The organism is Catenibacillus scindens, assembly GCF_014202115.1.
GTDB classification, from domain to species: Bacteria; Bacillota; Clostridia; order Lachnospirales; family Lachnospiraceae; genus Catenibacillus; species Catenibacillus scindens.
Genome location: NZ_JACHFW010000004.1, coordinates 184607 through 203441 on the forward strand (window position 1 = coordinate 184607; position 18835 = coordinate 203441).

The 18835-nt window shown below is 47.1% G+C and carries 10 protein-coding genes and 1 tRNA gene; 3 read left to right on the forward strand and 8 right to left on the reverse strand.

Features of this window, described 5'->3' with window-relative positions; translation table 11 throughout:
• Positions 1 to 8: 8 nt before the first annotated feature.
• Positions 9 to 1211: an aminotransferase class V-fold PLP-dependent enzyme gene (locus HNP82_RS07145; protein WP_183772882.1), complete on the forward strand. Its 1203-nt coding sequence runs from the start codon at positions 9 to 11 to the stop codon at positions 1209 to 1211.
• Between the two features lie 41 nt (positions 1212 to 1252).
• Entirely contained in the window at positions 1253 to 1438 is a 186-nt protein-coding gene (locus HNP82_RS07150; RefSeq protein WP_183772883.1) for a hypothetical protein, read from the forward strand.
• Positions 1439 to 1449: 11 nt separating this feature from the next.
• Here the strand turns inward: HNP82_RS07150 and HNP82_RS07155 are convergent, their stop codons facing one another.
• On the reverse strand, positions 1450 to 10647 hold the full coding sequence (locus HNP82_RS07155; protein ID WP_183772884.1) for a VaFE repeat-containing surface-anchored protein: 9198 nt from the start codon (positions 10645 to 10647) through the stop codon (positions 1450 to 1452).
• A 311-nt stretch (positions 10648 to 10958) separates the two neighbouring features.
• Positions 10959 to 11717, reverse strand: a complete 759-nt coding sequence (locus HNP82_RS07160; protein WP_183772885.1) for a class B sortase — start codon at positions 11715 to 11717, stop codon at positions 10959 to 10961.
• Between the two features lie 494 nt (positions 11718 to 12211).
• Between HNP82_RS07160 and HNP82_RS07165 the strand changes: the two genes are divergently transcribed.
• Entirely contained in the window at positions 12212 to 12637 is a 426-nt protein-coding gene (locus HNP82_RS07165; RefSeq protein ID WP_183772886.1) for a hypothetical protein, read from the forward strand.
• A gap of 259 nt (positions 12638 to 12896) precedes the next feature.
• On the opposite strand, the gene HNP82_RS07170 is transcribed toward HNP82_RS07165, so the two are convergent.
• The 6 genes from HNP82_RS07170 to eno all read right to left on the reverse strand — a co-directional run bounded on the left by HNP82_RS07170 (position 12897) and on the right by eno (position 18744).
• A tRNA-Pro gene (locus HNP82_RS07170) sits at positions 12897 to 12970 on the reverse strand.
• 150 nt (positions 12971 to 13120) lie between these two features.
• Complete coding sequence (locus tag HNP82_RS07175; RefSeq protein WP_183772887.1) at positions 13121 to 14518, reverse strand: MATE family efflux transporter; 1398 nt, start codon at positions 14516 to 14518, stop codon at positions 13121 to 13123.
• Between the two features lie 12 nt (positions 14519 to 14530).
• The gene (locus tag HNP82_RS07180; protein WP_183772888.1) at positions 14531 to 14974 is read right to left on the reverse strand and encodes a MarR family winged helix-turn-helix transcriptional regulator; all 444 of its coding nucleotides are present in this window, start codon (positions 14972 to 14974) and stop codon (positions 14531 to 14533) included.
• A gap of 247 nt (positions 14975 to 15221) precedes the next feature.
• The gene (locus tag HNP82_RS07185; RefSeq protein ID WP_183772889.1) at positions 15222 to 16868 is read right to left on the reverse strand and encodes an FAD-dependent oxidoreductase; all 1647 of its coding nucleotides are present in this window, start codon (positions 16866 to 16868) and stop codon (positions 15222 to 15224) included.
• Positions 16865 to 17428, reverse strand: a complete 564-nt coding sequence (ahpC, locus tag HNP82_RS07190) for an alkyl hydroperoxide reductase subunit C (protein ID WP_183772890.1) — start codon at positions 17426 to 17428, stop codon at positions 16865 to 16867. The genes HNP82_RS07185 and ahpC overlap by 4 nt, the downstream gene beginning before the upstream one ends.
• A gap of 17 nt (positions 17429 to 17445) precedes the next feature.
• Positions 17446 to 18744 (reverse strand): phosphopyruvate hydratase, encoded by a 1299-nt coding sequence (gene eno / locus HNP82_RS07195; protein WP_183772891.1) that lies wholly within the window; start codon positions 18742 to 18744, stop codon positions 17446 to 17448.
• Between the last annotated feature and the right edge of the window lie 91 nt (positions 18745 to 18835).

Genomic DNA, 18835 nt, shown 5'->3' on the forward strand with positions numbered 1-18835 from the left:
GACGGGCTATGTTTTTAGATCATTTTCGCAGCGCCCTTGCCCAGACGGTCGATCAAGGCGTATTTTTCGATAATGCTTCCATGGGCCCGGTGATCCCTGCTGTTACGGAAGCTATGTGTGACTGTATGCGGCTGCGCCAGTCCATGCCTATGAAATATTATCAATATGCCAATGAAATTTTTCCCGCCTGTAAAACGCGGCTGGCATCTCTCATCAACGCTTCGCCGGAGGAGATCGCTTTTACAGAAAATGTTGCCTACGGCATTAACTGTGCCGCAGGTTCCATTCCCTTTTCTCCCGGCGATAATGTAATTGTCTGTGATCGGGAATTTTCTTCAAATATTTATCCATGGATGGTGCAAGAACACCAAAAGGGTGTCCACCTTCGGATCATTCCCGCGGCAATATCCGGCTTAGACACATTCCAGAAACTGCCCTCTCATCATCCTGACTTTTTTCCAGGCGGAGGGCTGACGGTGGCTCTTCTTGAACGCTATGCCGATTCCCGTACACGGGCGGTTTCTTTAAGCAGCGTCGAGTTTTGCGACGGTTTTTCGGCTGATCTCGAAGCTATCGGTCAATGGTGCCGCCAACGCAACATTTACCTTATTGTGGACTGTGCCCAGTCTCTCGGTGTTATGCCTATGGATGTAAAAAAATATCATATTGATTTTCTGGCAGGTCTGTCCTCTAAATGGCTCCTTGGACCTTTCTCCACCGGTTTTCTTTACGTGAGAAAAGAATTGCTCCCCACCCTTTTCCCTCCCTTTGCCGGTGCAGACAGCGTCACCATGGATGTAGATTCTGTCCAATACCGTCTGGAATTTAAACCTGACGCCACACGTTTTGAAACAGGACTTCCAAACGCTCCCGGCATTGCCGGTCTCAACGCGTCCTTGAAATTTATGGAAGATCTGGGATTTGAAAACATTTACCGCCAGGCATGGGAGGTCAGCGAATGGTTTATCCGCGCATTAAACGAGCTGCATTTATCTGTGGCTCCGTGTACACGGCAAGCTAATACCCGGTCGACCATTGTAACATTTAAAACGAAGGATTCCAGTTCAGCCTACAAATATCTGAGACAGCACAACATCGCCTGTTCTTTTCGCTGCGGCTGTATACGCACAGGAATCCACGGTTATAACACCCTCCATGAAGCCGCTCAGGTTATCGCCGCTTTGGAAAATTATCTGAGGAAACAAGAATAAAAATATCTTTTTTGTCCATGCTTTTCAGTGAGGTGAAAAGCATGGATTTTTATTATAATGAATTAATTCCTCTGGGTCTTGCCGTAGCCGCAATGGATGATAGTGTAGATCCGGACAAAGTTGAACATATGACAGAGGCAGAGAAAGAATCCCTTCTCAATCAGGTCAAAGATAAAGGATCCAAACAGCAGGTACAGATATTAATCAACAAATTATCCGATGATTGATCATCCTTGCTTTATATTTTCGGCTTATGGTGTTTTTTGCGGAATCGAATCAAAAGACTGAGCCCTAAAACAGTCAGTCCGGCTCCGCTCCCAGCCATAAGCCCCACCGTTGAGGAAAGACCGGTCTGGGGAATTTCATGATCTGATGTGTCCGGAATATCTATTGTCACAGTCTGCCCCATATCATTGATATCCTCATGTACAGCAATCTCAACATCTTCATAAAAAAGAGATTCAAAAACTACCAGCGACTTATTCTCTAACCTGGTACCATCAAACTTAAATTCCATTTCCACAGTTCCTTCCGCCTGTTCTGGCACAAAAGTAATCTGCGCTGTTACTGGTTCTCCATCCACCAAAAAGGGGGCCTCTGTATCTTTATCCATTAAAACCCCCTGCACCTGATACTCTCTGTCCGGGATAAGATTTGTATAGCTGACCGTATCAATAATAGTTACCGTCTCTTTAGCCTCAGCCTCATGGGTGCCGCTGTCCTGATCCCTTGCTTCAGTCCCCAGATCGACTTTAGGATAATTCACAGTCTGTCCCTCATCGGTCAGATCTTTATGTCTTCCAACCTCTTTATCTTTGTAATACAGACTTTCAAATACAACAAAGGAAGTATCATCTTTAATATCGGTGCCGTCAAATACAAACTCAAGAGTGACCGAACCCTCCATGTTTTTAGCGATAAATGTTTTTTGGGCCCTGACTTCCTGGCCATTGACCATATAGGGCTCTCCGGTGGATTTATCCATCAGGACGCCTTCTATGGCGTATTCATGTCCGGTTTTAACTCCCTTATAGGCCACTTCGTCCACAAGCACCACATTTTCACGGACAAATCCCTGATGAGTTCCTGTGAGCTGATCGGTGGCGGTAGTGCCAATCTGGGGATAATAGACCGTCTGATCCTCATCGCTGATATCAGCGTGGGTTCCCACAGAGACGCCCTCATAGGTCACATCCTCAAAAACAACTGCTGCTTTTCCCATCAGCGCTTTTCCGGGAACTGTGAATGTCAGCTCAATGCTGCCATTGGCCTCTTCCGGGATAAACGTTTCCGTTGTTGTAAAAATCTTTCCGTCATAAGTTAATTTTTTCCCGGTGGATTTATCCATCAGGGTGCCGCTCACAGTGTATTCCTTGCCTGGGATCAGGTTGGTGTATGTCACCGTGTCAATGATGGTCACTTCCTCTACAGCGGCATTGCCCATATGGTCCCCGGTTTCAGAATCTGTTGCGGTTGTCCTGATATCCGGGAAGTGGACCGTCTGGCCCTCATCCTCAAAATCCTCGTGGATAGCAATGATATGTCCATTCACAGACAGACGTTCAAAAACGACCAGATCTTTTCCGACAACGGTTGTCCCGTCAAAGGTAAACGTCACTTCCACGCTGCCGCTGCTCTTCTCCGGGGTAAAGTTCACTTCTGTGGTGACCGCAGTCTCGCCAATCAACAGAGCTTCCCCGGTAGACTTATCTATCAATGTTCCAGTTAATGTATACTCGGTTCCCGGTTCAAGTTTTTCATAAGTGACGGTATCCACAAGGGTGACTTCGCTGTCCGCCTTACCGATATGATCTTTAGTTTCACTGTCCAGGGCTGTTGTCCCGATCTTCGGGAAGTGGATTGTCTGGCCCTCGTCCTCAAGGTCTTCATGGGACGCCAGAAGGGTTCCATCCAATGTCAGTTTTTCAAAGGCCACCACATCAGAGCCGTCCAGGGCCGAAGCGTTAAAGGTAAACATCATCTCAAGACTGCCATCAGAAGTCTTTGGCGTAAACGCTTGGGTTACGGTCAGAGGTTCTTCCCCACCCATGATCGGCTTTCCAGTTCCTTTATCCATCAGGGTTCCGGTCATCACATAAGCCCGTCCCGGAAGCAGACCGGTATAGGTGACCATATCCTTGATCGTCACCTTTTCATCCGCCAGAGCGTAATGGGTTCCCGTCACGCTGTCGGTAGCCACAGTGCCGATCTGCGGATAATAGACCGTCTGATCCTCATCGTTAATATCGGCATGGGTTCCCACAGAAATTCCTTCATAGGTGACATCCTCAAAGGCAACCACCGCTTTTCCAAGGAGGGCTGCGCCTGGAACGGTGAAGGTCAGGTCAATGCTGCCATTCGCTTTGTCCGGTGTGAACGTTTCGGTTGCAGTAAAGGTCTGTCCGTCATAAGTTAAAGCCTCTCCAGTAGACTTATCCATGAGGGTGCCACTCACCGTGTATTCCTTGCCTGGGATCAGGTTGGTATAAGTGACGGCGTCAATGATGGTCACTTTCTCCACAGCGGCATTGCCCGTATGGTCCCCGGTTTCAGAATCTGTTGCGGTTGTCCTGATCTTCGGGAAATGTACCGTCTGGCCCTCGTCCTCAAGGTCTTTATGAGACGCCAGAAGATAGCTGTCCATGTAAAGTTCCTCAAAGGCCACCAGATCTTTTCCTGCCACGGTTGTCCCGTCAAATCTGAAGGTTACATCCACGCTGCCGCTGCTCTTCTCCGGGATAAAGGTCACCTCAGTAGTGACAGCTTTATCGCCGATCATCAGGGCTTCTCCGGTGGCCTTATCCATCAATGTTCCGGTTAAAGTATATTCGGTTCCCGGTTCAAGGTTTTCATAAGTGACGGTATCCACAAGGGTGACTTTGTCATCTGCCTTGCCGATATGGTCTTTGGTTTCACTGTCCAGGGCTGTTGTCCCGATCTTCGGGAAGTGGATCGTCTGGCCCTCATCCTCAAGGTCTTTATGAGATGCCAGGAGAGTTCCGTTAAGGGTCAACGTTTCAAAAACCACCACATCAGATCCGGACAAGACCGAAGCGTCCAAAGTAAAGGCCATCTCAAGGCTGCCATCGGAAGTCTTTGGCGTAAACGCTTGGGTTACGGTCAGAGGTTCTTCCCCATCCATGATCGGATCGCCAGTCCCTTTATCCATCAGGGTTCCGGTCATCACATAGGTTTTTCCAGGAATCAGTGTTTGATAGGTTACGGTATCTTTGATAGTGACTTTTTCATCCGCCAGAGTGTAATGGCTTCCTGTCACGCTGTCGGTGGCGGTGGTGCTGATCTGCGGGTAATACACCGTCTGATCTTCATCGCTGATGTCGGCGTGTGTTCCCACAGTGATCCCCTCATAAGCCAGATCTTCAAAGGCAACTACAGCTTTCCCAAGGAGGGCTGCGCCGGGAACGGTAAATGTCAGTTCAATACTGCCATTGGCTTCTTTTGGTGTAAAGGTTTTCTCTGCTATAAAGGTCTTTCCGTCATAGGTCAGGGCTTTTCCGGTGGCTTTATCCATCAGGGTTCCGCTCACCGTGTATTCTTTGCCAGGGACAAGGTTTTCGTAAGCTACGGTGTCAATAACCGTCACTTCTTCCACTCCGGCGTTGCCCATATGATCCCCGGTCACACCATCCACAGCAGTGGTGCCAATCTTCGGGAAGTGAACCGTCTGGCCCTCATCGTTGATATCCTCATGGGTAGCATAAACCACAATGCCTCGGCTCAACTGCTCAAAGACAACGACGGACTTTCCGGCAAGGTCCGAGGTGTTTAGGACAAAGGACATATCCACGGTGCCGTTACTGGACTGTGGGATAAAGGTCTTTGTCACTGTGATCTCCTGTCCATTGGCGGACAGCAGGGGCAGCCCGGTGGCCTGATCCATCAATGTGCCGGTCAGGGTGTAGGAGCGTCCGATCTGAAGATTGGTATAAGCCACAGTATCCACCAGCGTTGTGCTTTCCTGCAGGGCGCCAATATAGGTTCCGGTAACTGAATCGGTGGCAGTGGTGCCGATGCCTGGAAAATGGATGGTCTGGCCTTCATCTTCAAGGTCTTCATGGCTGGCCACTTCCTCACCCTCATAAAACAGTTTTTCAAAGACAACAACATCAGCTCCGGAAAGGCCGGAAGCGTCAAAGACAAACTCAACATCTATGGTTCCATTTTCAAGGATGGCCGTAAAGGATTTTTGGGCTGTTACCGGTGTGTCTCCGTCCATCACCGTTTCCCCGGTTGCCACGTTCATCAGCGTTCCCTGCAAGGTATAGGTTGCCCCTGGGGCCAACCCGGTGTACGTCACTGTATCAATGATGGCCGTACCCGCCTGGGCGATACCGTAAGCGGTTCCGGTGTCTTCATTGCGGGCGGAGGTATAGATGGCCGGTGTGTTCACTGTCTCATTCTCGATATTTCCCATATCCACCATGTAACCGTCACGGGAGATGGTCAGGGTGCCTTTATACAGTACCTTGTCTGCGTTGGCTTCACAGCGCAGTTCTTCGATGGTGTAGGTATCGAAAGGGAGGGCTCCCAGGTCATCGTTGACCGCCACCTGATTTCCCTCAGCGTCCAGGCCAAACCACAGGCCGTCCTGTGCGCCGCCACCATTGGTATTGTAGCTGTGCAGGTTCCATGTGGAAGCGGAGGAATAGAACCCGTTGGCGTCCGTGGTAAAGGTGTGGGATTCCCCGGTAGTGTTGGATGTGATCTTAAAGGGGATATTGACCATGGCATTCTGGGTGTCGGAATCAATCTTCGTCAGTTCAAAATCCCCGCGAATCACCTGGTTGTGGATGGCCTGATCCTCCCCGGTCATGTCCACGATCACGCCATCCTCGCGGATGGAAAACGTCCGCTCAAGGATACCTTCGCCAAGATAGCCTCTGGGCGGAGCGATCTCTGTGATCTTATAAGTGCCGTAGGGCAAAAGATCCGGTGCGGTCTGGGCCAGGCCGTTTTCATCGGTGGTCATCTGCGCCACTACTTCATCCGGTTCATAGGATTTTCCATCAACAATCACGGGATTTTCACTGATGTTCGTAATGGTAAATACAGCCCCTTCAAGGGTTGCGCTGCCTTCCGGAGCGGCATCGCCGGACTGAACATCCCTCTTCTGGACTTTGACTCCGCCACGAATCACGTCATTAAGGATCGCATGGTCTTTATCGGTCATGTCAATGATGACGCCATCCTCGCGGATAGAGAACGTCCGCTCCGTCACGCCTTCACCAAGGTATCCGGTAGGCGCTCCCGTCTCTTTGATCATATATGTACCATAGGGCAGGAAGTCTGACGCGGTCTGGGCTAAGCCCTGGTCATTGGTGGTGATGGTTGTCACTACGTCTCCCGGTTCATAACCTGTCCCATCCACAACCACCGCGTTTTTACTCTGATTGATGATCTGGAAAGTCGCTCCCTTAAACGTAGCATCTCCCTGGGGGGTGGTACTGCCGGTTTCATTATCCCTCTTCTGGACTTTGACTCCGCCACGGATCACATCATTGAGGATCGCCTGATCTTCCCCAGTCATATCTACAAGCACGCCATTTTGGCGGATTGAAAACGTCCGCTGTGTCACGCCCTGGCCAAGGTATCCGGTGGGCGCTCCAGTTTCTTTGATGGTGTAGGTGCCGTAAGGCAGCAGATTGTTCGCTGTCTGGGCTAAGCCCTGATCGTTCGTCTTAATGGTCGTCACAACCTGACCTGGATCATAAGACTTTCTGCCCACCATCACCGCTTTTGCACCGGAGTTGATGATCTGGAACGCGGCATCCTTAAACGTGGCGTCTCCCTGGGGGGTGGTACTGCCGGTTTCAGCATCCCTCTTCTGAACTTTGACTCCGCCACGGATCACATCATTTAAGATCGACTGATCTTCCCCGGTCATATCTACAAGCACGCCATTTTGGCGGATTGAAAACGTCCGCTGTGTCACGCCCTGGCCAAGATATCCGGTAGGTGTTCCGATCTCTTTGATCTTATAGGTTCCATAAGGTAAAAGATCGTTTGCCGTCTGGGCGATACCCTGGTCATTGGTCCGGATCATGGCGATCACCGCTCCCGGAGCATAGGTCCGGCCATCCACAACAACATCAGCCGCGCTCTGATTCGTGATCTGGAAAGTCGCACCCTCAAGAGTTGCGTCACCCTGGGCCACAGTGCCGCCAGTTTCAGCGTCCCGCTTCTGAACCTTCACGCCGCCCCGGATGACCGGCTCGGTCAGGCTGTTTTCCAGGGATACTATCTGCCCGACGGTTTCAATCTCAAAGGACTGCACCGTATTGTTGATCAGATATCCAGTGGAAGCATCCACCTCACCAATCTTATATTGTCCCAGGGGAATGGCGTCATTGGAGGTGCCAGCCTGCCCTAAGTTGTTCGTCGTCAGGAGTAAGAGTTCTGCCCCTTTGTTATAAGTCTTTTCGTCAATGATCACCGGAGCGTCATTATTGTTGATAATGGCATAGACAGCCCCTTCAAGACTGGCGTCGCCCTGGGCGATCGGTTTTCTTGTGTCCGCGTCAACTTTCTGAATTTTGACACCGCCGCAGCCAACATAATCACCGGCAATATAAACATTGCCGCCCTCAAGATGGGCTGCCGCCCCCTGAGCTTTAATCTGAGCCACATACATACCAGTGACACGCTCACCGCCGCCGGAAGGCTCAAGGTAAGCTCCGTCCAAAGTGTATCCGTCAGGGGCTTTTGTTTCCATGACCGATATTGTTCCCAGTGGCAGTACAGACTGCCCTCCATCATAATAAAAATCATCGCCGGACACTTTACAGTCCTCTGACAAAGATGCCGTATAAGATGTTTTTCCGTCCTTCACTATTTTTTTCGTTTCAATAACCCATGTCCGGTCAGGTGTTTGGGGAAGGTTATCTTTGGTGTAATAACCATCATAATACTTAATCGTAAACTGAGCCCCAGCCAGGGCAGTCCCTCCCTGAGCGCCAGAAGTTCCCGTCTGAGCGTCTGTTTTGGTGATTGAAATGACCAATGGGTCATTGAGCGGTTCTTCTACGGACTGGACAACCACCGGCTGAGTCTGAGTGTCGTTCATCGTTACAGGAACCGTATAGACTGTGTCATCTAAGGCAAAGCCTGGCGGCGCCTCAATCTCTTTCACATAGTAAGTATCTGCCTCCAGGGCAATGGTTTCGCTGACTCCCTGGTCATTAGTCGTTAAGGTATCAATCAGGTCCATGCAGCCCTGATCGGAATAGACGCCATAAACTCCCCCTTTCAGAGTATAACAGCCGTTTCCGTTGGTGATCGCCTTATTAGCCGAGGATTTTTCAATTCTTAAATAGCCCAGCGGCACATTGGCAGACATGATAGTCATAGGCTGAGACACATCGCTGTGCCGCTCGTCAATGACAACTTCGTAAACCGTTGGGTCAAGGGCATAGTTTTGCGGCGCCCGCGTCTCCTTAATGTAATATGTACCATAGGGAATAGGTATTTTTCCTGTGGCATAACCATCGGGGATTTCCAGGCCATAGCTTTCCACTCTGAAAGTGGACGCATTATCCCCGGCAAGGGTGTAGGCAGGATATTTACACTCTTTATCCGCATAGATTGTGTAAAAGGCCGGATCCCGGTCAGGATCATAAGTATAATTTTCGCCTTCAAATTTTTTATAAACCTGAAGGAAACCGTAATCTTGTTTCGTTGTATCTACGGATTCAATCATCACCGGAGTAGTCTCATTATTTTCCTCCTTAATTTCAACTGTATAAATCTTCGGGTCCACATCTAAGCCCGGAGGCGCCGAATATTCTTTCACATAGTATGTTCCCAGAGGATGCCAGGATTTTTGAGAATAGCCATCGGCTCCAATGTAAAGATTTGCGACGACCTGAGTACACTGCGGATCTGTGTAAACTTTGTAAATCGCCCCTTCCGGGCTGATCTTTCTGCCATCATGCAGATGACCTTCCACTGTTTTGTGAACCTGGAGCCAGCCATCTTTTTCTTCCGGCTCTGTTTCCACCTCCCAGTACACAAGATCCTGCATTGAAGAAGAGCCGGAAGTCAGGCGATAAACTTTTAAGGAATCCGGAGCATTGGCGGCATTGCCAAGGGAAGACAGCCAGTCCACCATGGCTGCGCCATATCCATAAAAGTTATCATCACCGCCGTAGGCGTAGGAATAGGCCAGAGATGTATAGCGCCATAACCCCGGATCATCCAGACCAAAACGGGCTTTCGTTTCTTCTGCCCGCTGGCCGCTGTAACCGTAGAAAGCAATACGGCGCATCATTGTAGAAAGCCATGTGCTATTATCGGACCAAATCTGAGCCGTCGTCATTCTCCGTCCGATAATGGGCGGATCGAGGGAATGCTGCGTACACCAGGCTAAAGTGCCGCCGTCAATCTCAAAGTAACCCACCATTAAAGAACCCTGGTTCATCATCGTACTGTAATTTGTAACTGTATGAGTGGTTCCTATGGAGTTGGCCATTAATGTGATCCATCCATAGGATGGAGTAACCGCTACATCCGATTCCGGCATAATAAAACGATACATTCCGCAAGATACATCATAGGCAGTTTCCAGAGATTTCTCATCCGAAGTTCGAACTGTAATACCGTTAAAATACATTCCTGCCGACATGTTGTCTGTATCTGCCGAAACATATACCGTCTCCCCAGGCAGAGCAGATGACTTTCCGCCAACACTCAGACAAATCCCTGAAAAATTTTCCCGAACTATTATATTGTAAGAGTGCTGATCCGTCAGTTCATCCTCCTCATCGACAGTGGATTCAGGTATTTCTTTTTTTTCGGTCTCTGAAACAATTCCCATCTCTTCGGAAGTTTCTGTCTCTATTAGAGTTTCTGTCTCTATTAGAGTTTCTGTCTCTGAAAAACTTTCCTCCCCGCTCTTATCATCTTCCACGCTTTCAGTTACAGACTCCGCCGGTTCTGTATCTGGCTGGCTATCAATCACCGTATCCGTTGACTCTGTATCTAACTGGCTGTCAATTACCGTATCTGTCCCAGGCAGGGGGTTCTTTGGAAGAACCGCTCTGATCCACGGGAGACGTCCCCTTTTTTCTCTGACCGCTGTCTCAAGTTCGTCAGACAGCGCCACATTTTCCGGCAGACGGATCTCCCATTCATATATTTCGCTGTCCCGGCTCACAAGATCCCAGGAAACCGACAACTCTGATGATTCTCCGTTGGACCATATCGCCTGTACATTTTCCGGCAGAGACGCTATCTCTGGATCATAATCATCCAACTGCTGATAAGGTTCTGTGCCATAACAATCAAAATTTTTAAAACCTTCAATAACCAACAGACTGCTCTGTCCGGTCTCTGCCGCGAGTCCTGGGGAAGACAGCATAGATACTGCCATACAAAAGGTCAGGAAAAGGCTCACCATCGCTCTAAACTTTTTTCTCATTTTTATGCACTCCTATTCAATAAGTCTGTTGTCAGACTGTCGTTGTGGGTTACATTGTCTTAATGTCTGAAAACAGTGATCTGACACTAAGTTTATGCGGTGGTATATTATTGACAGCACCCAATGACTGCCTTTTCTCTTTTTGTACAGTACAAATAATGCTCTCCCTGTCTGAGGGGAAATCGTGTTGATGATCTATATAAACAAAAAAGAACTTATACAATTTTTCTGAACTGTTACATGATGTATACCGTTCTTTTTTGACAAATTTTTCCGGATGATCTTATCCCGCTGCTATAGATATCTTTGAATCATTTCCCTACACACTGAACGATCCGCCTCAGGCTGTCTGAATTTTTCGGGGGACATGTAACTAGAGTTAAAATTTTCTCTCCAGTTTCAAGCATCTGCATATCCGCCCATCCATGATCATCTGCCTCATTTTTGATTATCTGAACATACTCCCCAATTTCCGTCACATCCTCAAAAGATGATCCTGAAGGTGAACACAGATAGCTGGCCGCAGGTATAAATTCATAAATATCCCCCTCCGCTGTATAAAAATAGACCGAATGATCTTTGGCAAAGTCCAGAGCGTCAAAGGAATTTAATATTCCAAACATCTGGCCGTCAAATGTCCGGTGTCCGTAGAGAAGGACGTGCCATTGATCATCAAAATCCGTCTCATTACAGGTAAAAATCGCTCCTAACGGACTATACTGTCCCTGATAATCTTTGCTTAAATATTCGTCCCCATAAAGAACCGGGTAATTGACCACAGTCCCAGGAACATAGATCCACCCGCAAATATCCTCATTTACTTGATTCAGTCGGTCAAAATCCAGCATCGGCAGATTTTCTCCCCAGTCTTCCTGATCTTCTCCGGCGTTCTCCGGCGTTGAGACATCTACAGATAAACCCTGGTCTTCTATATCTTTTTGGACATAATTTTGAAGTCTGAGTATTTCTTTCTTGTTTTCATAATAGGGTGAATACTGACAAACAGCCATAATACACAGAACAATTCCTGTAATCAGGCAAAAAATTCCTGCATTTCTCCCTTTTCCCATAAGCAACATCTCCCTGACGAAAAAAATGTGTATATAGAGTTAAATAATAGTGAAATCCTTATGAATACTAAAAAATAGAAATGTAGTGTTACTGAACAGGAATCGCTTATCCTGCAAAAGAAAAGCCAAAATATTCTTTCATGGACTCTTATTGATATTCACTTGATAAAAACTATGTTGTGGAATTTCTCTAAACAGAACTTTTGAAAAATAAGATATTTTTAAGGAAATGAAACTTCTATATTTACTATTCTAGCACTTTTATTGTGAGGATGCAAGACCTTTCACATATAAATTTTTGTAGGTTAACAGTTCTTCCGTCAGAGATAGGCGGACAGATTGCCAGCAACAAAAGTTTTTCTATTTTTCCTGAAATATTTTTATCAAAATTTTCTTAATATTATTTGTTAAGCCGGTCAATATACATTGGACGGTTCTGTGTGCTACAATTTATTTACACCTATTCTTTCAGTAAATCAGGGAGGGTGGGAATCTTGATGACCAAATTATGTATTATATTTATTTTATGGATAGTACTTTTATCGGCTTCCTATCCTATCAACACAAAAACTAATCTTGAAAACTCAGGAAAAACAAACTCCATGAGCTTAAATAATATTCCGGATGCCAATGCAGAACTTATGATCGCGCCGCCACAGATTATGCCAGGCTATTCTACAGAAATTACATTTTTGAACAGCTACGGGTGGGAAACATTTGAAGCAACAGCTTCTTTCGGCTATTTAACTTGCGGTACACAGAGTAAACGTCAAAAGGTAACATCAAATATTTTTGAGCAGCAGGAGGGATATAAAATACGGAAATCGGTAATTTATCATAAATTGGTATTTGAAAAAATTTCAGGCATATTGTTTTTTCAGCCGTCATATGCTATAATGCCAGTAGGCAATGAAAGATAACAAATAATCCATGTAGACACCTCCTTTCTGTGCCAGTATAGGAGGCGGCAACAAATGGATTATAGCATAACTAATTATTTTATTCTATTCTATATCTATTTCCCTTGGAAAATCTCCGATTTCGCTAGTATATCCAGTTTTCCCTTTATAAACCATTCCTGTTTATTTTGAAACAATATAAAATTTATAACCCTAAGTAAAAAAATGCCGGAACATCTTATAATCAAAGATGTTCCGGCACTTTCACGGTAAAATTTCATCGGAGTGACAAGATTCGAACTTGCGACCTCATGAACCCCATTCATGCGCACTACCAAACTGTGCTACACCCCGGTGAGAAATATAATACCAGAATAGGGGTCGATTGTCAAGAATAAAATACATTTTTTAACAACAGTTCAGCAATCAGACATAGCACAGACAAACTGTTGCCTACAGGCGTGCAGGCCCGCCATCAAGGACAGGCCGACTAAAGCGCCCAGCTTATACGGTACTGCTGCCAGCCTTCTGCTGAGCCTGCATCCTGCTGATAAGCCGCATTTCAAAAGAAATCAAAACAACCGTCGCTATAAATGCCATCGTATCTGCCACAGGGCCGGCAAACATTATACCGTCAATTCCCATAAACAGCGGAATGATCAGGATCAGCGGAATCAGGAAAAACACCTGGCGGGTTAAGGACAGGATCATGCCTTTTAACGGTTTCCCAATGGCAGAGAAGAAATTGGATGAAATCAACTGGACTCCATTGGCAATAACCATAAAAAGGAAAATCCGCATAAATTTTACAGAAAATTCAAAATAAGCCTCGTCGCCAGTACCAAACAGGGATATGATCTGTCTTGGGAAAAACTGGAACAAAATAAACCCTATGGCGGATACTACCAGGTTACACACTATAGCCAGCTTATATGTATCTTTCACCCGCTGGTACTGCTTTGCGCCGTAATTAAAGCCTACAATAGGCTGAGAACCCTGGGAAATACCAATAATAACCGCCAGAAGGATGGCGTTTGTTTTCATAACGATACCGCAGGCCGCCAGAGGAATTTCCTTTCCATAGACAGACATGGCGCCATAATAAGTCAGGGAATTATTCATGACAATCTGCACAACCGTCAAAGCCACCTGATTCAGACTGTTGCTCATTCCCAGTGTCACCGTGGTCAGACATAAACGCAGATTCAGCCGGAAATGCTCCCGTTTCAGTTCCACAGATTTGAATTTTCTCAGATATCTGAGGGCAAACAGAAAGGAAAAAAACTGTCCGATCACAGTGGCCCAGGCGGCCCCGGCAACACCCTGATGAAATACAAAAATAAAAACAGGATCCAAAATCGTGTTGATCACCGCGCCGATGAGCATACAAGTCATGGAATATTTGGGGCTTCCATCTGCCCGGGCAAGGTTGCTGATGCCGTTGGTCACAATAAGGAGGGGCATACCGATGGCCGTGATCCGGGTATAGCTCTGTGCATAAGGCAGCACATCCGGTGTTGAGCCAAAAGCGTTAAGCATGGGAAGGAGAAAGATTTCGATCACAACCGCATAGATTATGCCAAACATCAGCATCATACACACTGCGTTTCCTGTAATTTTTGCCGCCTTCTCCTTATCCCCGCCTCCAAGGGAGAGTGAGAAATTGGACGCACTTCCGATACCGATCAGCAGTGCGATCGCCAGACATATGGTTGTCAGCGGATAGGATACGTTTGTCGCCGCATTTCCCAGATACCCTACGCCCTGTCCAATAAAAATCTGGTCTACAATATTATAGAGCGAACTTACAAGCATGGCTATAATACTTGGTATAGCAAAACTTTTCAGCAGTTTTGGTATTTTTTCATACCCTAATGGGTTTTTTATCATTGTCTGTTCCATAGTATCTCTTAATTAACCTCTTTCCTGAAAAAAATCTTTCGATGTCTGCAAAATCACTTTTTTCCCGGCATCCTCCAGCCATTCTCTCAACCATCTGGCCTGGGAATCATCAAGATGATCCGTCAGATATCCTTCCATATCCGCAATGATCTTTTGAATTTTTTTATTGGCCTCTATAGCTCGCCGTGTGGGCCAAAGCCGCCATGTCCTGCGGTCTCCCGGATAACTTTCCCTGCGTATAAACCCATCCTTCTCCAATCGGGCCAGAGAACGTGTAATATTACTGGGATTAACATAAAACAGTTTCAAAAACCGATCCTGGGTAATTCCCGGTTCCTGACATACCCGGATGACATACATATACTGGCTGCTGTTTAAATTCAAAGGCGCCAATTCTTTATCCAGATATATTCGGGTATATCGGGCTGTGATGGACAGCCATTTAATAATTTCCATACTTCCTCCTCCCATTCTTATACTGCCGCGCTCAGTCCGGCATATATGTTTGCTCTATTAAGTATACTATCATTTATTTGCGTGCGCAAGCAATTTTCTCTTGTGATAATTCTAAGCAAATATCTATTGTATTTCTCCAAATGGGCCTTATCTCCAGCGTTACTTTACCGCCTCATAAGGTCCTATGGCCGCACATCAAAAAACAGGCGCCGGGGCGGTAAAATTCAACCGTCTCAGCGCCTTAAACTTATTCTTTTATTCCTTTCTTTTCCAAAATATCTAAAAGCTGGGAAATATTTTTCTTTCCAAAATAAACATCCCTGTCATTGACTACCATACAGGGGACGCTCATAATCTGATACTGTTCTTTCAAATCCTCATAATGAGCCAGATCAAAGACCTCCGCACGGATTTTTGGATTTTCCAGGGCGATCTTCTGGGCAGCCATGACAAGTTCCGGACACATCGTACATGACAGGGAGACGGCAAGTTTAAGATCCAGCGCTTCTGACAAACTGTGGATACGTTTTTCCAACCCCGTATCCACAGGCTGCCCCGGTCCAGCCGCATTATACAAAGCAATAATAAAAGAATTAAATTCGTGGCCGCCAGGTACCCCGTGAAATACAGCCCCAAGATCATGGCCGGCATCATCACAGATTGCCATAGCCGGCATCCGGTATCCGCCGTCACGGTCTTTGATCTTTTCGTAGCGGACTTTATCGCTCAAAGGTTCCATTTCTGAAACAAATCCCTCTACTTCCCTGGAAAGACGGGAATCGTCCAGATAGACACGGACCACAATGTTTTTCTCAAGCCGCCCAAACACCGGAGCCAGAGTTTCTCTCATCTCCCCTGTAATAAAACGGTCATCTTCATTTTTTTCTTTCCCAGGCTGGGCCTGAACTGCTTTGGGAGCGACTCTGCGCTCTGGCTTCTCCCTTTTTATGTTCAGCTTTTGATACATAGCAAATAGATCTTTTTCAAGGGATGTGGCCGCCACCGCTCCGTCGGAAACAGCGGTCACCACCTGGCGAAGCTGCTTGACACACACATCTCCCGCCCCATAAACGCCAGCGGCGGAGGTTTTCTGATTTCTGTCTGTCATAAGATATCCCTCTTTGCTCAGTTCAAGCTGATCTTTAAACAGTTCTGTGGCCGGAGCATATCCCGCAAAAACAAAGATGCCGAAATTACTTTTTTCCGGCGTCTCATAGCGCCAGGTCTCACCTGTTTTATTATTATAAATTTCGGCATACTGCAAAAGTCCGTTTCCTCCTACTTTCCGGATCTGAGTATTAAAATACACCTGGATATCCGGCGTGGACATCACTTGATCCACAATGGACCCGGCACAGGTGAAATTTTCTTCACGGACCAGGATAGTCACCTTTTTGGCATACCGTGTAAGAAAAACCGCTTCCTCAGCCGCTGCGAAACCGCCGCCCACCACAAAAACGTCTTTTCCCGAAAAAAATTCTCCGTCGCAGGTGGCGCAGTAAGCCACGCCGCGCCCTCGAAATTCTTCTTCCCCGGCAAATCCGGCCCTGCGGGGACTTGCGCCTGTGGCGAGGACGATTCCAAAGCATTCCACCGTCCCTTTATCGGTATCCACCAATTTTTTATATCCATCCAGATGAAGGGCTCTCACATCGGCCAGTAAAAAATCCGCTCCAAAACTCTGGGCCTGACGGCGCATTTCCTCAGTCAGCCGCTTTCCGTCTGTGGAATAAACGCCGGGATAATTGACCACCTCTGATGTAATGGTGATCTGGCCGCCGATTTTTTCTTTTTCAATGACCAGGACACTGTACTGTGCCCTGGCCAGATAGATGGCTGCCGACAAACCTGCCGGTCCGCCTCCCACAATAACCGCGTCATAAAAATTTTTCATAATAAACCTACCAGATCAAGACTGGGTTTTAAAGTCTCCTCTCCAGGCTGCCACCGGGCCGGGCACACCTCATCGCCGTGTTCTGCCACAAACTGTGACGCCTGTACCCGTCTGAAAATCTCATCGGCGTTGCGCCCTACATTTCCGGCAGTGACCTCGTAGGCCACAATAACTCCATCAGGATTGACAATAAAATCACCCCGCTCCGCAAGTCCGTCCTCCTCGATCATCACGTCAAAGTCTCTGGTCAGTTTGCCGGTAGGATCGGCAAGCATAGGATACTGGATTTTTTTGATGCGTTCTGACGTATCATGCCATGCTTTGTGAACATAGTGGGTATCACAGGAAACAGAATAAATATCACAGCCGATTTTCTGGAAATCTTCATATTTATTTGCCAGATCTTCCAGCTCTGTGGGGCAAACAAAAGTAAAATCCGCAGGATAGAAGAAAAATACGCTCCAGCGCCCCTTCACATCTTCCAGAGTAACTTCCTTAAATTCTCCGTTAATATATGCCTGTACTTTAAAATCACCGACTCTTTTTCCAATTAAAGACATTTTTGGATCCTCCTCTTTCATCCTCTTCTTACATTAAATGCGTCAAATCCCGGATAACTTCCGCTCTGCCCAAGTTCCTCCTCAATGCGCAGAAGCTGGTTATACTTGGCCACCCGTTCGCTTCGGCTGGGCGCTCCGGTTTTGATCTGGCATGTGTTTAACGCTACCGCCAGATCCGCAATAGTTGTATCTTCTGTCTCCCCGGAGCGGTGGGAGGCGATGGCGGTGTATCCGGCTTTGTGGGCCATTTTAATAGCCTCCAGAGTTTCTGACACAGAGCCAATCTGATTAAGTTTAATAAGGATAGAATTTCCGCACCCCATGGAAATTCCTTTAGCCAGCCGTTCTGTGTTGGTCACAAACAGATCGTCCCCCACAAGCTGTACTTTGCCGCCCAGCTCCCTTGTAAGCATCTGCCAGCCTTCCCAATCCTCCTCGTCAAGACCATCCTCTATAGAATAGATGGGATATTTTTCACACAGTTCTTTCCAGTGCTGGACCAACTCCTGTGACGTAAAAGTCTTTCCACACTTGGGCAGGATATATTCCCCTTTTTTATTCCCTTTCCACTCGCTGGAAGCCGCGTCCATGGCAAGGACAAAATCTTTCCCCGGTTCATAGCCCGCTTCCTCTATGGCCTGCAATATATACTGAATCGCTTCCTCATCGCTGGAAAGATCCGGTGCGAAACCGCCTTCATCTCCCACAGATGTGGCAAGCCCCTTAGATTTAAGCAGATCCGCCAGGGCATGGAAAACTTCTGTACACCAGCGCAGTCCTTCTGAAAATGATGGGGCTCCGGCCGGCATGATCATAAATTCCTGGACATCAACAGTGTTGGCCGCGTGAGCTCCACCGTTTAAAATATTCATCATAGGAACTGGCAGACGGTTTCCGCAGATTCCTCCCAGAAAGCGGTACAGGGGAATATTCAGGGCGCAGGCCGCGGCTCTGGCGCAGGCGATGGATACCGCCAGTATAGCGTTGGCCCCCAGCTTTGATTTATCCTTAGTGCCGTCGGCCTGGATCATGGCCTGATCCACTGCATAAATATTCTGAGCGTCCATACCTTTTAATGTTTTGTCAATAATGGTATTAATATTTTTAACAGCTTTGGTTACACCCTTACCTTTATACCGGGTTTTGTCTTTATCACGAAGCTCCAGGGCCTCAAATTCTCCTGTAGACGCTCCGCTGGGCGCGGCTCCTCTGGCCGTCGTCCCATCGCTGAGCCAGACCTGAGCCTCTACCGTAGGATTTCCACGGGAATCAATAATTTCTCGTCCTATAACTTTTTCAATCTGAAGCAGTTCCATGCTCTTTACCCCTTTCAAGAGAATATAAATAAAATGATTTATCCACTGGGTTAGTAATAACTAACTAAGTGGATAATATCATTCTCCCTAT